This is a genomic window from Cupriavidus mimosae (assembly GCF_023952485.1).
GTDB lineage: Bacteria > Pseudomonadota > Gammaproteobacteria > Burkholderiales > Burkholderiaceae > Cupriavidus > Cupriavidus taiwanensis_C.
The window spans coordinates 358,768-374,908 of sequence record NZ_JALHRY010000007.1; the positions used below are offsets into that span (position 1 = coordinate 358,768).

Below are 16,141 nucleotides of genomic sequence, written 5' to 3' on the forward strand. Positions count from 1 at the left end.
AAAACCAGCCCGTGCCGCTTCGTCGCTTCCGACGATGGTCGAACCGGCCAGGGTTCCGAGAATGCGCAAGCGGCATTCGCCCACCCACCATCCCCGTCGAGGAGCTCCACGCCATGCATCCGCACATCCACGCGCAGCGCACGCCCGACAAGCCCGCCATCATCATGGGCGGCAGCGGCGCCGTCGTCACCTACCGCGAGCTGGACCAGCGCTCGAACCAGGTCGCCCACCTGTTCCGCAAGCTCGGCCTGCAGCGCGGCGACCGCGTGGCCTTTATGGTGGAGAACCATCCGCGGCTGTTCGAGCTGTGCTGGGGCGCCCAGCGCAGCGGCATCGTCTATATCTGCCTGAGCACGCGCCTGAACGCGGCCGACGCGGCCTATATCGTCAACGACAGCGGCGCGCGCGTGCTGGTCACCACGCACACGCAGGCGGAGATCGCCGCGGCGCTGACCGGGCAGACGCCGGCGCTGCAGGCGCGCCTGATGCTGGATGGCACGGTGCCCGGCTATCAGGCCTACGAGACCGCGCTGGCCGATTGTCCGGTTACGCGCATCGACGACGAGACGACCGGCGGCGACATGCTGTATTCATCGGGCACCACGGGGCGGCCCAAAGGCGTATACGCGCCCCCGTCCAGTCCCGACATCGACGCGCCGACCACGCTGACCGCGCTGTGCCAGCGGCTCTACGGCTTCGATGCCGACACGCGCTACCTGTCGCCGGCGCCGCTGTACCACGCGGCGCCGCTGCGGTACAACATGTCGGTGCAGGCGCTGGGCGGCACCGCGGTGGTGATGGAGCATTTCGACGCCGAGCAGTTCCTGCGGCTGGTGCAGCAACACCGCATCACGCATACGCAACTGGTGCCCACGATGTTCTCGCGCATGCTCAAGCTGCCCGAGGCGCAGCGGCAGGGCTATGACGTGTCGTCGCTGCGCGTGGCGATCCACGCGGCCGCGCCATGCCCGGTGCAGGTGAAGGAAGCGATGATCGCGTGGTGGGGACCGGTGATCTGGGAGTACTACGCCGGTACCGAGGGCAACGGCGTGACCGTGGTCGACACGCCGCAATGGCAAGAGCGCAAGGGCACGGTCGGGCGCGCCATGGTGGGCAAGCTGCGCATCTGCGGGCCGGACGGCGCGCTGCTGCCACCGGGCGAGCCGGGCACCATCTACTTTGCCGAGGGCCGCCCGTTCACGTACCACAACGACGAGGCCAGGACCGCGGAGACGCGCCATCCGCGGCATCCGGACTGGAGCACCATAGGCGATGTCGGCTACGTGGACGCGGATGGCTATCTGTACCTGACTGACCGCAAGGCCAACATGATCATCTCCGGCGGCGTCAACATCTACCCGCAAGAGGCCGAGAACCTGTTGATGACGCATCCGAAGGTGATGGATGTCGCCGTGATCGGCGTGCCCAACGAAGATTTTGGCGAAGAGGTCAAGGCCGTGGTGCAGCCCGCCGACATGGGCCAGGCCGGGCCCGAACTGGCGGCCGAGCTGATCGCGTTCTGCCGCGCCAACCTGTCTGCCATCAAGTGCCCGCGCTCGGTCGACTTCGAGCCCGAGTTGCCGCGCCTGCCCACCGGCAAGCTGCTCAAGCGGCTGCTGCGCGACCGCTACTGGGCCGGTCACGCCAGCAAACTGGTGTGAGACAGCGGCAAGCTGTGCCTGGCCGCGGCCTGCGTTTTCGCGAGCGCAGCGGTTTACGTCATAATGCCTCGCTACACCACAGCCACGGCCACCCGCCTGCATCCTGCAGCGCCGGCGGCGCATGGCGCGCCCGCCAAGGGCCGCGATGTGCGGGAGACCACTGACAGCCAATGGCAAGTATCGAGGAGACCGGACGGCGCACGCCGCCACCCGCCGGCGCGGCATCGCTGGCCGCCAAGCTGCGCCCGCCGCTGCTGACCCCGTTCCAGGTCCAGCGCGCGGCGATCTGCGATGCCGTGTGCGCGGCGGGCTTCGTCAAGCTGGTGCTGGTGCGCGCACCCGCCGGCTTCGGCAAGACCACCGCCATGCTCCAGTGCCGCGCGCGGCTCGAGGCCGCCGGCGGCCGCACCGCGTGGCTGACGCTGGACCGCTCGGACAATGACCCTTCGCGCTTCCTCGGCTCGATCGAGGCGGCCATCGCGCATGGCATGGGCAGCGGCGGGCCGGACCGGTCCGCGCGCCAGCCGCTGGCGCAGGATCCGGGCGAACAGGCGCTGGCGCTGATCGACCGCCTCGCCAGCCATCACGGCGACTTCACGCTGTTCCTTGACGATTTCGAAGCGGTGCAGAACGCCGCCGTGGCGGGGCTGGTCTGGCAGCTGGTGGAAAGCCTGCCGCCGGGCTGCCGCGTGGTGATCGGCACGCGCTGGGTCCCCGAAACCGGCCTGGCCCGCTTGCGTGCGCGTGGCGAACTGCTCGAGATCGAGCCGGCGCAGCTGCGCTTTTCCGCCGACGAGACTGCGTCCTTCCTGCGCCAGGCGCGCGGGCTGAAGCTGGAGCAGGCTGCCATCAGCGTGCTGCACCGGCGTACCGAGGGCTGGGCCACGGCGCTGTGGCTGGCGTCGGTGGCGCTGGAGCGGCGTACCCAGCCGGAGGGCTTCATTGCAGGCTTCTCGGGCTCGAACGCAGCCATTGCCGATTACCTGGTCGAAGACGTCTTCCTGCACCTGCCCGAACCGGTGCGCGACTTCCTGTTGCGCACTTCGATCCTGGACCAGCTGTGTGGGCCACTGTGCGATGCAGTGTGCCAGCCCGCCGCCGGCAGCAGCGAGGAGATCCTCGCCTGGCTGGAGCGCGCCAACCTGTTCCTGCTGCCGCTGGAGAGCGAACGCTATGGCGAACGCGGCTCGGGCGCCGCCCCGGAGCAGTGGTATCGCTATCACAGCCTGTTTTCCGGTTTCCTGCGCGCGCAGCTGGCGCAGGCCATGCCCGAGTCCGTGCCGCGGCTGCACCTGTCGGCGTCGCGCTGGTATGAGTCGCAGGGGCGGTTGGTGCCCGCCATCGAACACGCCGTCGCCGCCGGTGCGCTGACGCATGCGCTGCAGTTGCTCGACAGCGCCGCCGACGACCTGCTGGCGCAGGGGCGCATGCGGTTGCTGACGCGCTGGCTGGAGTCGGTGCCCGCCGACGAACTGGCGCGGCTGCCCAAGTTGCAGATCGCGCGGGTATGGGCGGTGTCGTTCACGCGCGGGCCGGCCGAAGCCATCGCCCTGCTGCAGCAGATCCCCACTGAAGGCGCGGCCGGCGACCTGCTGGCCCATATCCGCGCGTTGCGCCACATGCTGCTGAACATGATGGACCGCTTCGACGACGCGCGCGCCTTCGCCCGCAACGAGCTGCCACCGTTGCCGATGGGCTATGCCTTCCCCGACGCGATCCTGGCCACCTCGATGGCGCGGCTGGCCGCGGTGGCCGGCGACTATCCCGAGGCGCGCCGGCTGCTGCAGGTGGCGCGCCACGCAGTGCGCGGGTCGGACAGCAACTTCAACAAGATCTTCTCGGAATCGGTCGAAGGGCTGATCGACCTGCGCCAGGGGCGGCTGCAGCAGGCGCTGGCGCGTTTCCGCATCGCCGCCAGCACGATGCTGCCGAACCGCTTCGGTCCCACCAACGGCAACGCCATGGCCGGCATCCTGCTGGCCGAGGGCCTCTATGAGAGCGGCGATTCCGAGCGTGCCGGCCGGCTGCTCAACGTCTACCTGCCGCTGTCGCGCGACCTCGGCCTGCCCGACCAGATCATCACCGGCCACGCGGTGCTGGCCCGCATCGCCTTCGAGCGCAGCGAGACCGACCAGGCCCACGAATGGCTGGCCCAGCTCGAAGCGCTGGGCCACCATCGCGGCCTGACGCGGCTGGTGATGGCGGCGATGCTGGAGCGCGCCCGCCTGGCGCTGCGGCAGGGCAATGTGCATGCCGCGCAGGAAGCGATCGAGCGCGCCGCCGATCCGGCGCTGTGGCGCACGCGCCCCGGCGTCAGCTCGTTTGCCAGCGATGTCGAGGACATCACGCTGGGCCGGCTGCGGCTGGACCTGTACGCGCGCCCCGGCACGCCGGTGCGCGAGGCCATCGAACGCGAACTCGCGGCCGCCGCCGGCAACCAGCTGATGCGCCGCGCGCTCAAGCTGCGCATCCTGCTGGCGCAGGCGTGGCAGCGCTGCGGCGACGGCGCGCATGCGCTGGTGGTGATGGGCGAGGCGTTGCGCTTCGGCGCGGCCGAAGGCTTCGTGCGCATCTTTGCCGACGAGGGCGACGATGTGCGCCGGCTGGTGGCCGACGCCTGCGCGCGCCAGGCGGCCAGCCTGCCCGCGCCTTACGTCGAAAAGCTGCTGCAGGCTTGCGCCCAGGCCACCGCGGAGCCGCCCGGCGCCGGCCGGCCCGCGCCGCCGGCGCTGGTCGAGCCGCTGACGCCCAAGGAGCAGAAGGTGCTGCACCTGCTGGCCGAGGGCTATTCCAACGTCGCCATGGCCGAGCGCCTGTTCGTGTCCGAGACCACGGTGCGCACGCACCTGCGCAATATCAGCGCCAAGCTGCACGCCAGCAACCGCACCCAGGCGGTTGCGATCGCGCGCCAGCTCGGCCTGCTCTGAAGCCGCGACTCAGATACCGATGAAATCGGTAAATTGCGCCAGCGGCGCGCGCCCGGCGCGCAGCCGGTTGGCGGGCGCCTCGGGATCCTCGTAGCCGATCGCCATGCCGCTGAACAGCATCCGTCCGGCCGGCAGCGACAAGAATTCAGCAATGGTCTGCGGATACATTGCCCAGCACTCCTGCGCGCAGCTGTCCAGGCCTTCTTCGCGCAGCAGCAGCATCACCGTCTGCAGGTACATGCCCAGGTCCGACCATTGCGGCGGGCCCATGCGCCGGTCCACGGTGCAGAACAGCGCCAGCGGCGCGCCGAAGAAGGTGAAGTTGCTGGCGAACTGCGCCAGCCGCCGGGCCTTGTCCTCGCGCGGGATGCCGAGGTGGTGGTAGAGCGCCTCGCCCACCTCGAAACGGCGCTCGCGGTAGGGCGAGACCAGCTCGCGCGGATAGATGTCGTACTCGCGCGCTTCACCGGTTGGGGCCTCGGCGATGCGTGCGCGCATGATGTCGCGCAGCCGCTCCAGCGCCTCCCCGCCGACCACATGGATATGCCACGGCTGCAGGTTGCCGCCGGAAGGCGCGCGCGCCGCGGCGTCGAGCACGCGGCGGATGGTGTCGGGCGCAACGGCCCGGGGCAGGAAGCCGCGGACGGACTTGCGGCTGGCGACGGCTTGGCTGACTTTCATCGGGACTCCGGCAACAGGGGTGGACGCGTGCGCATCAGGCGAAGGGCGGCTCACTGGTCCAGTCGAAGAAATCCGGCATGTCGTGCGACACGGTTTCCGGGAACGCGGCGGGGCGCTTTTCCAGGAATGCGCTGACGCCTTCCTTCACGTCGGCGGAGCGTCCGCGCGACTGGATCGCGCGGCTGTCGAGCTTGTGCGCTTCCATCGGGTGGCTGGCTCCGGCCATGCGCCAGATCAGCTGGCGCGAGATCGCCACCGACACCGGCGCGGCATTGGCGGCGATCTCGCGCGCAATCGCCTGCGCCGCCGGCAACAGGTCTTCGGGGGCGTGCAGCGAGCGCACCAGGCCGCGTTCGTGCGCCTCCTGTGCCGAGAACACGCGGCCGGTGTAGCACCACTCCAGCGCAGTCGAAATCCCGACCACGCGCGACAGGAACCACGACGACGCCGCTTCCGGCGTGATGCCGCGGCGTGCAAAGACAAAGCCGAACTTGGCGTCGGTCGACGCCAGCCGGATATCCATCGGCAGCTGCATGGTCACGCCCACGCCGACCGCGGCGCCGTTGACCGCGGCGATCACCGGCTTGAGGCTGCGGAAGATGCGCAGCGACACGCGCCCGCCGCCGTCGCGATGCGCGGTGTCAGGGCTGGCGCCATAGCGCTTCTCGAAATCGAAGGTGGAGCTGCCGCCGGACAGGTCGGCGCCAGCGCAGAACGCGCGGCCGGAGCCGGTGACGATCACCGCGCGCACGTTGTCGTCGGCATCGGTGGCGTCGAACGCGGCGATCAGCTCGTGCATCATCTGCGCGGTGAAGGCATTGAGCTGGTCCGGGCGGTGCAGGGTGATGGTGGCGACGCCGTCTGCAACGGCGTAGCGCAGGGTTTCGAACGAAGGCGTGGCTGGCGTCATGCGGGACTCCTGCTGGAGATGGGAAGGATGCCGAAGGGTGCCGGAACACGTGCCGGCAGCGGGGGCGGGGCTCGCCCAACACTAGTGCAGATTGCGCCGCCCGCAATCGTCGCTTCCGACGAGGCTGGGACCGTACGCGTCGCCGTAGACTGATGCCGATCAGGCGGCAGGGCCGGCACATCGCGACATTACGCCGTTGCCCCTGCCGGCACAGACAGAAAAAGGACCACCATGAAGACACGCATCACCGAACTGCTTGGCATCCGCTACCCGATCATCCAGGGCGGCATGCAATGGGTTGGCTACGCTGAGATGGCATCCGCCGTTTCCAACGCGGGCGGCCTGGGCATCCTGACGGCGCTGACGCAGCCGACGCCCGAGGACCTGGCCGCCGAGATCCGCCGCTGCCGCGAGCTGACCGACAAGCCGTTTGGCGTGAACCTGACCCTGCTGCCGTCGATCAACCCGCCGCCGTACGCGCGCTACCTCGACGTCATCATCGAGAGCGGCGTCAAGGTGCTGGAGACCGCCGGCAACAACCCCAAGGAGCATATCGCGCGGGCCAAGGCCGCGGGCATCAAGGTGATCCACAAGTGCGTGGCGGTGCGCCATGCGCTGTCGGCCGAGCGGCTGGGCGTGGACGCGGTCTCGATCGACGGCTTCGAGTGCGCCGGTCATCCGGGCGAGGACGATGTGCCCGGCATGGTGCTGATCCCGCAGGCGGTGCGCAAGCTGTCGGTGCCGGTGATCGCCTCGGGCGGCATCGCCGACGGACGCGGCATGGCGGCGGCGCTGGTGCTGGGCGCCGAGGGCGTCAACATGGGCACGCGCTTCTGCGCCACGCGCGAAGCGCCGATCCACGACAACGTCAAGCAGGCGCTGGTGCAAGCCAGCGAGCGCGACACCAACCTGATTTTCCGCACCCTGCACAACACCGCGCGCGTGCTCAAGAACGCCGTGTCGGATGAAGTGGTGAGCATCGAACGCCGTCCCGGCGGCGCCCAGTTCGAGGACGTCAAGCATCTGGTCGCCGGCGTGCGCGGCAAGGCCGCGCTCAAGGCGGGCGAGACCGACGGCGGCATCATCAGCGCCGGCCAGTGCGTAGGCCTGATCGACGACGTGCCCAGCTGCGAAGAACTGATCGCGCGCATGGTGGCCGATTGCCGTGAACACCTCAGCGTGGCCTCGCGCTACTTTGCCTGACGCCATGGCCGAGGCGGAAATCGAGGCGGCGCTGACCCCCGCCATCGCCGCGCCGGCCGAACCCGGCGCCGACGTGCCCGAGGGTTTTGTCCCGCTGCGCCGCATGAGCGGCTACATGGCGGGCTTCGGCCAGCTCTACCTGCACGCTGAACGCCGCACGCTGGCGGTGCGTATCGACGAGAGCCATTTGAACAACCTGGGTATCCCGCACGGCGGCATGCTGGCGACGCTGGCCGATACCGCCATCGGCATGATGATGTCGCTGGAAACCGGCCGCGCCAAAAGCGCGGTCACGGTCAACCTGAGCCTCGACTATCTCGACTCGGCGCGCCCGGGCGACTGGGTCGAGGCCCGCGTGGAATTCGACAAGCTCGGCTCGCGGCTGCGCTATGGCACCTGCCGGCTGTTCAGCGGCGAGCGCTGCCTGCTGCGCGCGACGGCGATCTTCGCGGTGCTGGCGCCGCGCGCCTGAGCGCTGCGGCAACTTCGTCGCTTCCGACGACGCTGGCGACTACCCGCGGCGCAACAATAGCCGTCGAAGCTGCCGGCACGCCCGCCGGCATGTTGCACAACACTCGGGCTGCCCCGGCGGCCTGCACCGAACCAAGGAGATCACATGGCTGAGGCATATATCGTCGCGGCGGTCCGTACCGCCGGCGGCCGCAAGGGCGGCAAGCTGTCGGGCTGGCATCCGGCCGACCTGGCGGCGCAGGTGCTCGACGCGCTGGTGGAGCGCACCGGTGCCGATCCGGCGCTGGTCGAAGACGTCATCATGGGCTGCGTGAGCCAGGTCGGCGAGCAGGCCGGCAACGTCGCGCGCAATGCCATCCTGGCCTCGCGCCTACCGGAAAGCGTGCCGGGCACCTCGGTCGACCGCCAGTGCGGCTCATCCCAGCAGGCGCTGCACTTTGCCGCGCAGGCGGTGATGTCGGGTGCGATGGATATCGTCATCGCCGCCGGCGTGGAAAGCATGACGCGCGTGCCGATGGGCCTGTCGTCGCAGTTGCCGGCCAAGAACGGCTTCGGCGTACCCAAGAGCCCGGGTGTCGAGGCACGCTACCCCGGCGTGCAGTTCAGCCAGTTCACCGGCGCAGAGATGATCGCGCGCAAGTACGAGCTGTCGCGCGAACAGCTCGACGCCTACGCGCTGCAAAGCCACCAGCGCGCCATCGCTGCCACCAAGGCCGGCCGCTTCGGCGCCGAGATCGTGCCGGTGGAGGTGCGCACCGCCGACGGCGCCAACGGCGAGATGCACACCACCGACGAAGGCATCCGCTACGACGCCACGCTGGAAAGCATCGGCAGCGTCAAGCTGATCGCCGAAGGCGGCCGCGTCACCGCCGCTACCGCCAGCCAGATCTGCGATGGCGCCGCGGGCCTGATGGTGGTCAACGAGGCCGGACTGAAGAAGCTGGGCGTCAAGCCGCTGGCGCGCGTGCACAGCATGACCGTGATCGGCCATGACCCGGTGGTAATGCTGGAGGCGCCGCTGCCGGCCACCGAAGTGGCGCTCAAGCGCGCCGGCCTGCGCATCGGCGATATCGACCTGTTCGAAGTCAACGAAGCCTTCGCGCCGGTGCCGCTGGCCTGGCTCAAGGCCACCGGCGCCGATCCGGAACGCCTGAACGTGCATGGCGGCGCAATCGCGCTGGGCCATCCGCTTGGCGGCTCCGGCGCCAAGCTGATGACCACGCTGGTGCATGCGCTGCATACGCATGGCAAGCGCTACGGTCTGCAGACCATGTGCGAAGGCGGCGGGCTGGCCAACGTGACCATCGTCGAGCGCCTGTAAAACAGAGGCGCAGCGGCACAGAGCACGACAAAGAGCAGTAAAGGGAGAAGGACCGGCGGCGCGGGCATGTCAAAGTGCCCGCGCCAGCAGCCGGAGTAGCAAAAGGAATGGCCGCGAAATCGCAGCCATTGCCATTTGGAGAGCGGATAGCGCCGAGCGCGCAATCCGCGTCAGGCGAAGGTCACGGCGCTGCGCCGGTCGGCACGCTCGAGGTGGGGCACGTTATTGAAGCTCAGCAGACGCTGCACGCCGCGGCCGACAATGATCTCGCAGAACGCGGTATTGCGGAACTGCAGGTTCATCTCGATCGCGGCCTGCGCCGGCGCGCCGAGCAGGTCGGCGGTGGCGCGGCCGATGGCGCCGCCCGAGCTGACCACCAGGATCGCATCCTCGCGCGTGGTGCCCTCGCTGGCCTGCGCCAGCGCGCCGGCAATGCGCGCGCCGAAGTCGGTCCAGCTCTCGGGCATTTCCGCCAGCCCGTCCTGCGTCCAGGCCGCGTAGGCCGCGCGGAAGGTGCGCCAGTAGTCGTTGTAGTCGGAGTTCTGGTGCGCGCGGTGGTCGGCGCCGCCGGTGTGGCAGCGGTACAGCGCCTCGCCGTCGTATTCGTTCAGGCCGGGATGCGAGATCACCGCGGCCTGCGGCTGCCCCATGCCGGCCAGGATTTCCGTGGCGGTGTCCTGCTGGCGCACCAGCGTGCCGGCCACCACCCGGCTGAAGCTGACGCCGCGCTCAGCGAAATACTCGCCAAGCCAGCGCGCCTGCTGCCGGCCGGTGGGCGACAGGCAGTCGTAGTTGGCGGCGCCAAACGAGGCTTGTCCGTGGCGGACGAGGAAAAGCGTGGCCATGAGCGATCCCGATAAGCAGTGAGACGGATAGGGCTGACTCGGCGCGGGGCCGGGCGTGGGCAGATTGTAGGGAGCGCCGGCGCCACCGCCAAGCAAGCGCCGCGCAATTCATAGCAGCCATGGCCCGGCTGCATTACCCAGGCAGGCTCAGGCCGTCTCGGCCGGCCTGACGTCGAGATAGCCAGCCATCAGGCGGCTCAGCTCGGTGATCAGCCGCTCGTCGTCAAGGTGCAGCGGGCCGGAATCGTTGAGCACGGCATTGACCAGCACGCTGAAGACGGCCTGCATGGCAAAGCGTACGCGCAGTTCGGCGGTGTCGGCCGGCAGCGGCAGGCGCGGCACCAGCAGTTGCACCATGCGCTCCACGATCGCTTCACCGTTCTGGCGGTGGGGCAGCCATTCCTCGGGACGCGTGGAGGCATGGCGCAGCGACGCGCGCATCACGCCACGGTTGGCCAGCGTGCCGAGCACCATGAACCTGGCGGCCTTTTCCAGCAGAACCGGTGTGGTGACATCTTCCCAGCGTTCCTGCGCCAGGTAGCGATCGATCGACGCCGAGGTCTCTTCCATCACCAGCGCTCGCAGCGCCTCGAAATAGGCCATCTTGTCGCGGAAGCGCCCATAGAAGGCACCCACCGATACCTGGCACGAGGCTGCGATCTGCGCCACCGAGACCGCGGCGAAGTCGCGCGTCGCCAGCAGTTCGCGGCCCGCGCCCAGCAAGGCCTGTTCGGTCTCGCGCGCACGGCGCTGGCGGGGTGGCTGCAGGATCGAGGGGGTGTCGATACGGGGGAAGGAAGCGTTGGCGGGGAAGCTGGAAGGCGTCGCTGACATGGTCATATTTCCGTATTCGAATTCGGATTCGAATTTGAAAATACCGGTGCGCACGGCAACGCGTCAAGAGGTTTTGTCGGTTGGCCCTGCAAATGTTCCGCACGGATGCGGTGCGGCGCACGATGGTGCGAGCCGCGTGCCTCGTGCTTTGCCCGGTCCATCAATCGGAACATTCTGAACTCGAGCGCGGGATGATGAAAGTTCAGCTGAACCGCGGGCTCAGCTCGTCGCGCATCCAGTCGATGAAGGCGCGGGTACGCGCCGGCAGCAGCCGTGCGTGGGGATAGATCAGCGACAGCGGCCACGCCGGCAGCTCGAAGTCTTCCAGCACGATGCGCAGCTTGCGCTCTTCCACCAGCTGCGCGACCTGGTACGACAGGAAATGGCCGAAGCCGGCACCCGCCGCACAGGCGGCCACGGCGGGCGCGGTCTGGTTGAATTCCAGGTTGCCCGACACCGGCACATGGAATTCGCGTTCGCCGTCGCGGAACGACCACCAGTGCGCATGGTTGCCGGTGAAGCGCACACAGTTGGCGCTGGCCAGCTGGTCCGGATGGCGCGGCACGCCGTGCTTGCGCAGATAGGCCGGCGTGGCGACCACCACGCGGCGGATGCGGCCGACGGATTGCGCCACCAGCGTGGAGTCGGCCAGCGGGCCGATGCGCACGCCCACGTCCAGGTCTTCCTCGAGCAGGTTCACTACGCGGTCGGTGAATTCCATGCGGCAGCGCACGCGCGGATAGCGCTGCACGAAGCGCGTCACTGCCGGCGCCACGTACATCTGGCCGAACAGGACCGAGGCGGTCAGCGTGAGCTGGCCGCTGGGCTCGACATGGCTCTCCGTCAGGCCGGCTTCGACTTCGTCGATATTGGCCAGGATGCGCCGGCAGCCGTCCAGGTAGCTGCGCCCCTCGGCGGTCAGCGACAGCCGCCGCGTGGTGCGGTTGAGCAGCCGCACCTGCAGCTCGGATTCGAGCGCCGCCAGCGTGCGCACCACCGCCGGCAACGAAGTATGCAGCGACGCCGCGGCGGCCGTCAGGCTGCCTTCGTCGACGATCCGCACAAAGGTCTGCATCGCACGTAGCTTGTCCATGGCGCCAAACATTACTCCATTTTCCGGAGTAGTCAAATATCAATGGACCCATTTATTCCAGTGTCGCCGACGCCGAGAATCCGTCCATACCAACCGCTCAGGAGAGTGCCATGCAACAGACGAATCCCCCCGCAGTGCCCGCCGGGCCGCTGGTGCTGTACCGTTCGCCGGTGTCCGGCCACGCGCATCGCGCCGAATTGATGCTGGGGCTGCTGGGCTTGCCCTACCGGCTGGTGGACGTCGACCTGCGCGGCGGCGAGCAGCGCAGCGAAGCCTTCCTGCGCCTGAATCCGTTCGGCCAGGTGCCGGTGCTGGACGACGACGGCGTGGTGCTGGGCGATTCCAACGCGATCCTGGTCTACCTGGCCACGCGCTATGACGGCGGCCGCTGGTTGCCGCGCGATCCGGTCGGCGCCGCGCGCGTGCAGCGCTGGTTGTCCGTGGCAGCCGGCGAGATTGCGTTCGGCCCGGCAGCCGCGCGCCTGGGCGTGCTGTTCGGGCGGCCGGTGCCGATGGAAGATGCCGTCGCCCGCGCGCAGCGGCTGTTCACGCTGATGGAGTCGGTGCTGGCCGGGGGCGCGTTCCTCGCCGCCGATCACGCCACCATTGCCGATGTGGCCGCCTACAGCTATATCGCCCGCGCCGAGGAAGGCAACGTGCCGCTGGCGCCGTACCCGGCGCTCAATGCCTGGCTGCGCCGCGTCGAGGCATTGCCCGGCTTTGTGCCGATGGTGGTATCGAAGCCCAGCGTGGTCGCCTAGCCATTGCGTCCGGCGAGCGCCAAGCCATTCACGTTGCGAAGGAGCCAATCATGGACCTGCCCACCTGGCCGCATGCCGGCCTGCCATTCCACGCCGGCGAACTCGCGGCACAGCAGCGCGCCGGCAAGCGCGAGCGCATGGCCGCGGCGGGTCCGCGCGTGATCCGCGGCGAGATGCCAGAACAGCACCGCACGTTCTTCGCGCAACTGCCGTTCCTGCTGGCCGGCGCTGTCGATGCCGACGGCATGCCGTGGGCCACACTGCTGGTCGGACCGCCCGGGTTTGCGCAGACGCCCGACGCCACGCACCTGCGCATCGACGCCGTGCCGTTGCCCGGCGATCCGCTGGCCGCGGCGCTGGAGCAGGGCGCACGCATCGGGCTGCTTGGCATCGAGCTGCCCACGCGCCGGCGCAACCGCATGAACGGGATCATCGTGGCGCGCGATCAGGCAGGGCTGACGGTCGAGGTCGAGCAGAGCTTCGGCAATTGCCCGCGCTACATCCAGCTGCGCGATGTCGCCTCGGCCGAGCCTGCCGCCGCGGCCGCGACATGGCACGGCGACGCGCTCGATGCGCATGCCAGCGACTGGCTGCGCGGTGCCGATACGCTGTTCATCGCATCCAGCCATAGCGCGTCGCCGCAAGACGAGGGCGAGCACACCGGGGGTGTCGACGTCTCGCACCGCGGCGGCAAGCCTGGCTTTATCCGCGTGGACGACGCCCATACCCTGACGTTCCCGGATTTCAACGGCAACAACTTCTTCAACACGGTTGGCAACCTGATGGCCGAGCCGCGTGCGGGCATCGTCGTGCCGGATTTTGCCGACGGTTCGCTGCTGCATGTGAATGGCCGCGCCGAAGTGATCTGGGAGGGCGAGGCACTAGCTGCCTTCGCTGGCGCCGAGCGGCTGGTGCGGCTGCATGTCGAGCGCGTGGTGCGGCGCGAGCGCGTGCTGCCGCTGCGCTTCGCCTTTCGGGAGTTCTCGCCGGTGCTGGCCGATACCGGCGCGTGGCCGGAACGCTGATCGAGGATGGTGGGTGCCGGGCGACGGCTGCGTTCAGCCGCGCGCCCGATATTTGAGCGCGGCGCAGCGGCCGGCCAGCGCGGTGATGCAGCAGGCGTCGCCGCGCCACTCGCCGCCGGTAACGATGCCATTGGAATCCGTCACCAGTTTGCGCTGGCATTGCCCCGGCACAGGCGTGCGCTCCATGCCGGCATCGCGCGGGCCGCTGCCCGGCGGTCGCGCGGCCGGCACGAAATCGGTCCAGACGTAGGCGGTGCCGGCGGGAAGGGCCTGCACGGCCTGCGGCGGCCCCCACTGCCGCTTCGCTTCGTCGACCGGAATGCTCTTCCAGGAATCGATGACGTCTTGCATCGCGCCCGTCCCGATCCCGGCGCAGGCCGCCGTCAGAGTCGCCGCCAGAATCGTCGCGCACTGGACGGCGATGCGCGCATCCCTGCGCGCCACGGGTCGGGCGGCATACGCAACGCGGGCTGGGTTGGCGGGCATGGTGGCTCCACATCGGCGCGGCCGGCGGCAAGGGCCGGCCTGTGGAGACTAGTGGAGCCATCACATCGTTTGCAAGGGGCTTTTGGGGCTTGGCGTACAGATTACCGGGGCCCGCGGCCACGCAGGCTTACTCGGCAAACAAGCCCAGGGTTTGTTGCCCTGCAGTGGCAGAGGACTTGCGTGCAGCATGCGTCGGAACCGCGCGTGCGGGACGCGGGGCTTCAGTGGGCGTCACTGGGGCGGTCAGCGTGAAATCCCGCCGCACCGACAGCGGCACCGCGTCCGGCATCCATTGCTCCCGGCGCGGCGCCAGGATCTGGTAGGTGTCCAGGTCGAAATGCGCGGGCGCGGCGGCCAGTGCGCCGGCATCCTCCAGCGTGTCCGCGCAGCCCAGGTAGCACCACTCGTCAACCACATGCCACCAGGCGCGCGCGCCGTGTTGCTCGCGCCAGGCCACCGGGCCGTCGAACGGCCATGGCACCAGCGCGATCGGCCCCAGCGCGGCGGCCAGACGGGCACGGTGTTCGCGCGACGATTCCACGCCGACGCAGGCGCCGGCGCAGCGGTGGACCTGGCGCGCAAAGCAGGGGCTGCCACGGCGCGTGGTCTTTTCCAGCGACAGCGTGGCCATGCACAGGCCGTGCTCCTCGGCCAGCGCGCGCAACCGTGCCTCGGCCGCGCCACGGCTGCCGAAGACGCCGAACAGGTCGCGATGCCGGCAGAAGTCCGTGTCGCGATCGGAACGCAGGCGCGGCACCGGCAACTGCTGCGGCAGCTCCCAGGCGTACAGGCGCGTATTCCGGCGCAGCAGTTGGTTGTGCACCGGCTGCATGGCCTTGACCAGCCGGGCTTCCAGTAACAGCGCGCCGGTTTCGCCGCCGGTTTCCCGCCATTCGACCCGGCGCACCAGCCGCGCCAGCCGCATATCCTTGCCGTAGCGGTAGTCGCCGGAAAAATGCGCGCCGATGCGCTGGCGCAGGTGCACGCTCTTGCCGATATAGAGCGGCACGTCCTGGTCGCCATAGAAGATATAGACGCCCGGGGTTGCGGGCACGTCTTCGAGCGCAGTCTCTTCGAGTCCGGCCGGCAAGCTGGCGCGCCGCACCAGCGTGCGCACCGCCGCTTCCACCAGGTCGACCGAATAGGTGGCATGGATCTTCTGCCAGAACTGCCACAGCAGCTCGGCATCCGCCAGCGCGCGGTGCCGGCCCTTGGGCGTCAGGCCGAAGCGGGCAATCAGCGCGTCCAGGCCATGGCGCTCGACCGACGGGTACAGCGAGCGCGAGAGCCTGACGGTGCACAGCACGTCGGCCCGGAACGTCACACCGGCGCGCCGGAACGCGTTCTTCAGGAAGCCGTAGTCGAAGCGTGCGTTATGGGCCACGAACAGGCGGCCCTGCAGGCGCTCGGCGAGCGACTCGGCCAGGGATTCGAAGGTGGGCTGCCCGCGCACCATGTCGTCGCTGATGCCGGTCATGCGCTGGATAAACGGCGGGATCGACATGCCGGGGTCGAGCAGCGTGTCCCATTCGACAATACCGTCCGGGCCCACTTCCACCACGCCGATCTCGGTGATGCGGTCACGCTGGGCGTCCGCGCCAGTGGTCTCCAGGTCGACAAAGACAATAGGACGCGACAGGGCGGCGGCCAGCGACTGGGCGTCTAACAGGCGAGTGCCGTCCGTTGGCAGGCGCGACGGTTGATAGGTAGGCAGGTCAGGCATTTGCCGATTTTAAGGGGCCGCCGATGGCGGCACGAAGAAGTTTTCAAATACCCCTTGCCAACCCCGTCGCGCTCGCTTACTATTCGCCCCCTCGCAACACGACGCGGCACCTGCAAGGCAGGCGCAGCAAGGGTTGCGAGGTCGACCGGAAGGTTGGCGCGGCAAGGTTTGCAGCGCTGACGGCAGCAAAAAAGATTGCG

At 69.2% G+C, this 16,141-nt stretch carries 14 protein-coding genes; 7 read left to right on the top strand and 7 right to left on the bottom strand.

The genetic code is table 11. The features are described from left to right. Positions 1–113 precede the first annotated feature (113 nt). Positions 114–1,661: an AMP-binding protein gene (locus tag MKD50_RS16010; protein ID WP_252667668.1), complete on the top strand. Its 1,548-nt coding sequence runs from the start codon at positions 114–116 to the stop codon at positions 1,659–1,661. Between the two features lie 170 nt (positions 1,662–1,831). Then, on the top strand, positions 1,832–4,588 hold the full coding sequence (locus MKD50_RS16015) for a winged helix-turn-helix domain-containing protein (protein WP_252667669.1): 2,757 nt from the start codon (positions 1,832–1,834) through the stop codon (positions 4,586–4,588). Positions 4,589–4,597: 9 nt separating this feature from the next. Here MKD50_RS16015 and MKD50_RS16020 read toward each other — a convergent pair whose 3' ends face one another. Together MKD50_RS16020 and MKD50_RS16025 are read right to left on the bottom strand one after the other, a co-directional pair. After that, entirely contained in the window at positions 4,598–5,269 is a 672-nt protein-coding gene (locus tag MKD50_RS16020; RefSeq protein ID WP_252667670.1) for a nitroreductase, read from the bottom strand. Between the two features lie 34 nt (positions 5,270–5,303). Next, positions 5,304–6,179: a crotonase/enoyl-CoA hydratase family protein gene (locus MKD50_RS16025; protein WP_092311292.1), complete on the bottom strand. Its 876-nt coding sequence runs from the start codon at positions 6,177–6,179 to the stop codon at positions 5,304–5,306. A 231-nt stretch (positions 6,180–6,410) separates the two neighbouring features. Here MKD50_RS16025 and MKD50_RS16030 point away from each other — a divergent pair, with 231 nt between their 5' ends. From MKD50_RS16030 to MKD50_RS16040, 3 genes are all read left to right on the top strand, one after another. After that, positions 6,411–7,382, top strand: a complete 972-nt coding sequence (locus tag MKD50_RS16030; protein WP_240071788.1) for an NAD(P)H-dependent flavin oxidoreductase — start codon at positions 6,411–6,413, stop codon at positions 7,380–7,382. 4 nt (positions 7,383–7,386) lie between these two features. Next, complete coding sequence (locus MKD50_RS16035; RefSeq protein ID WP_252667687.1) at positions 7,387–7,854, top strand: PaaI family thioesterase; 468 nt, start codon at positions 7,387–7,389, stop codon at positions 7,852–7,854. Positions 7,855–7,998: 144 nt separating this feature from the next. After that, positions 7,999–9,174: an acetyl-CoA C-acetyltransferase gene (locus tag MKD50_RS16040; RefSeq protein WP_252667671.1), complete on the top strand. Its 1,176-nt coding sequence runs from the start codon at positions 7,999–8,001 to the stop codon at positions 9,172–9,174. A 170-nt stretch (positions 9,175–9,344) separates the two neighbouring features. Here MKD50_RS16040 and MKD50_RS16045 read toward each other — a convergent pair whose 3' ends face one another. The 3 genes from MKD50_RS16045 to MKD50_RS16055 form a co-directional block, all read right to left on the bottom strand. Next, entirely contained in the window at positions 9,345–10,019 is a 675-nt protein-coding gene (locus tag MKD50_RS16045; RefSeq protein ID WP_115699912.1) for a histidine phosphatase family protein, read from the bottom strand. Positions 10,020–10,166: 147 nt separating this feature from the next. Then, complete coding sequence (locus MKD50_RS16050; RefSeq protein WP_115702438.1) at positions 10,167–10,853, bottom strand: TetR/AcrR family transcriptional regulator; 687 nt, start codon at positions 10,851–10,853, stop codon at positions 10,167–10,169. A 202-nt stretch (positions 10,854–11,055) separates the two neighbouring features. Then, positions 11,056–11,958, bottom strand: a complete 903-nt coding sequence (locus tag MKD50_RS16055; protein WP_115699913.1) for a LysR family transcriptional regulator — start codon at positions 11,956–11,958, stop codon at positions 11,056–11,058. Positions 11,959–12,056: 98 nt separating this feature from the next. Between MKD50_RS16055 and MKD50_RS16060 the strand changes: the two genes are divergently transcribed. Together MKD50_RS16060 and MKD50_RS16065 are read left to right on the top strand one after the other, a co-directional pair. Continuing rightward, positions 12,057–12,707, top strand: a complete 651-nt coding sequence (locus tag MKD50_RS16060; protein ID WP_252667672.1) for a glutathione S-transferase family protein — start codon at positions 12,057–12,059, stop codon at positions 12,705–12,707. Between the two features lie 50 nt (positions 12,708–12,757). Further along, entirely contained in the window at positions 12,758–13,732 is a 975-nt protein-coding gene (locus MKD50_RS16065; RefSeq protein WP_252667673.1) for a pyridoxamine 5'-phosphate oxidase family protein, read from the top strand. Positions 13,733–13,765: 33 nt separating this feature from the next. Here MKD50_RS16065 and MKD50_RS16070 read toward each other — a convergent pair whose 3' ends face one another. Both MKD50_RS16070 and MKD50_RS16075 read right to left on the bottom strand, forming a co-directional pair. Beyond that, the gene (locus MKD50_RS16070; RefSeq protein WP_252667674.1) at positions 13,766–14,218 is read right to left on the bottom strand and encodes a hypothetical protein; all 453 of its coding nucleotides are present in this window, start codon (positions 14,216–14,218) and stop codon (positions 13,766–13,768) included. Positions 14,219–14,345: 127 nt separating this feature from the next. Next, entirely contained in the window at positions 14,346–15,941 is a 1,596-nt protein-coding gene (locus tag MKD50_RS16075; RefSeq protein WP_240071793.1) for a 3'-5' exonuclease family protein, read from the bottom strand. Positions 15,942–16,141 lie beyond the last annotated feature (200 nt).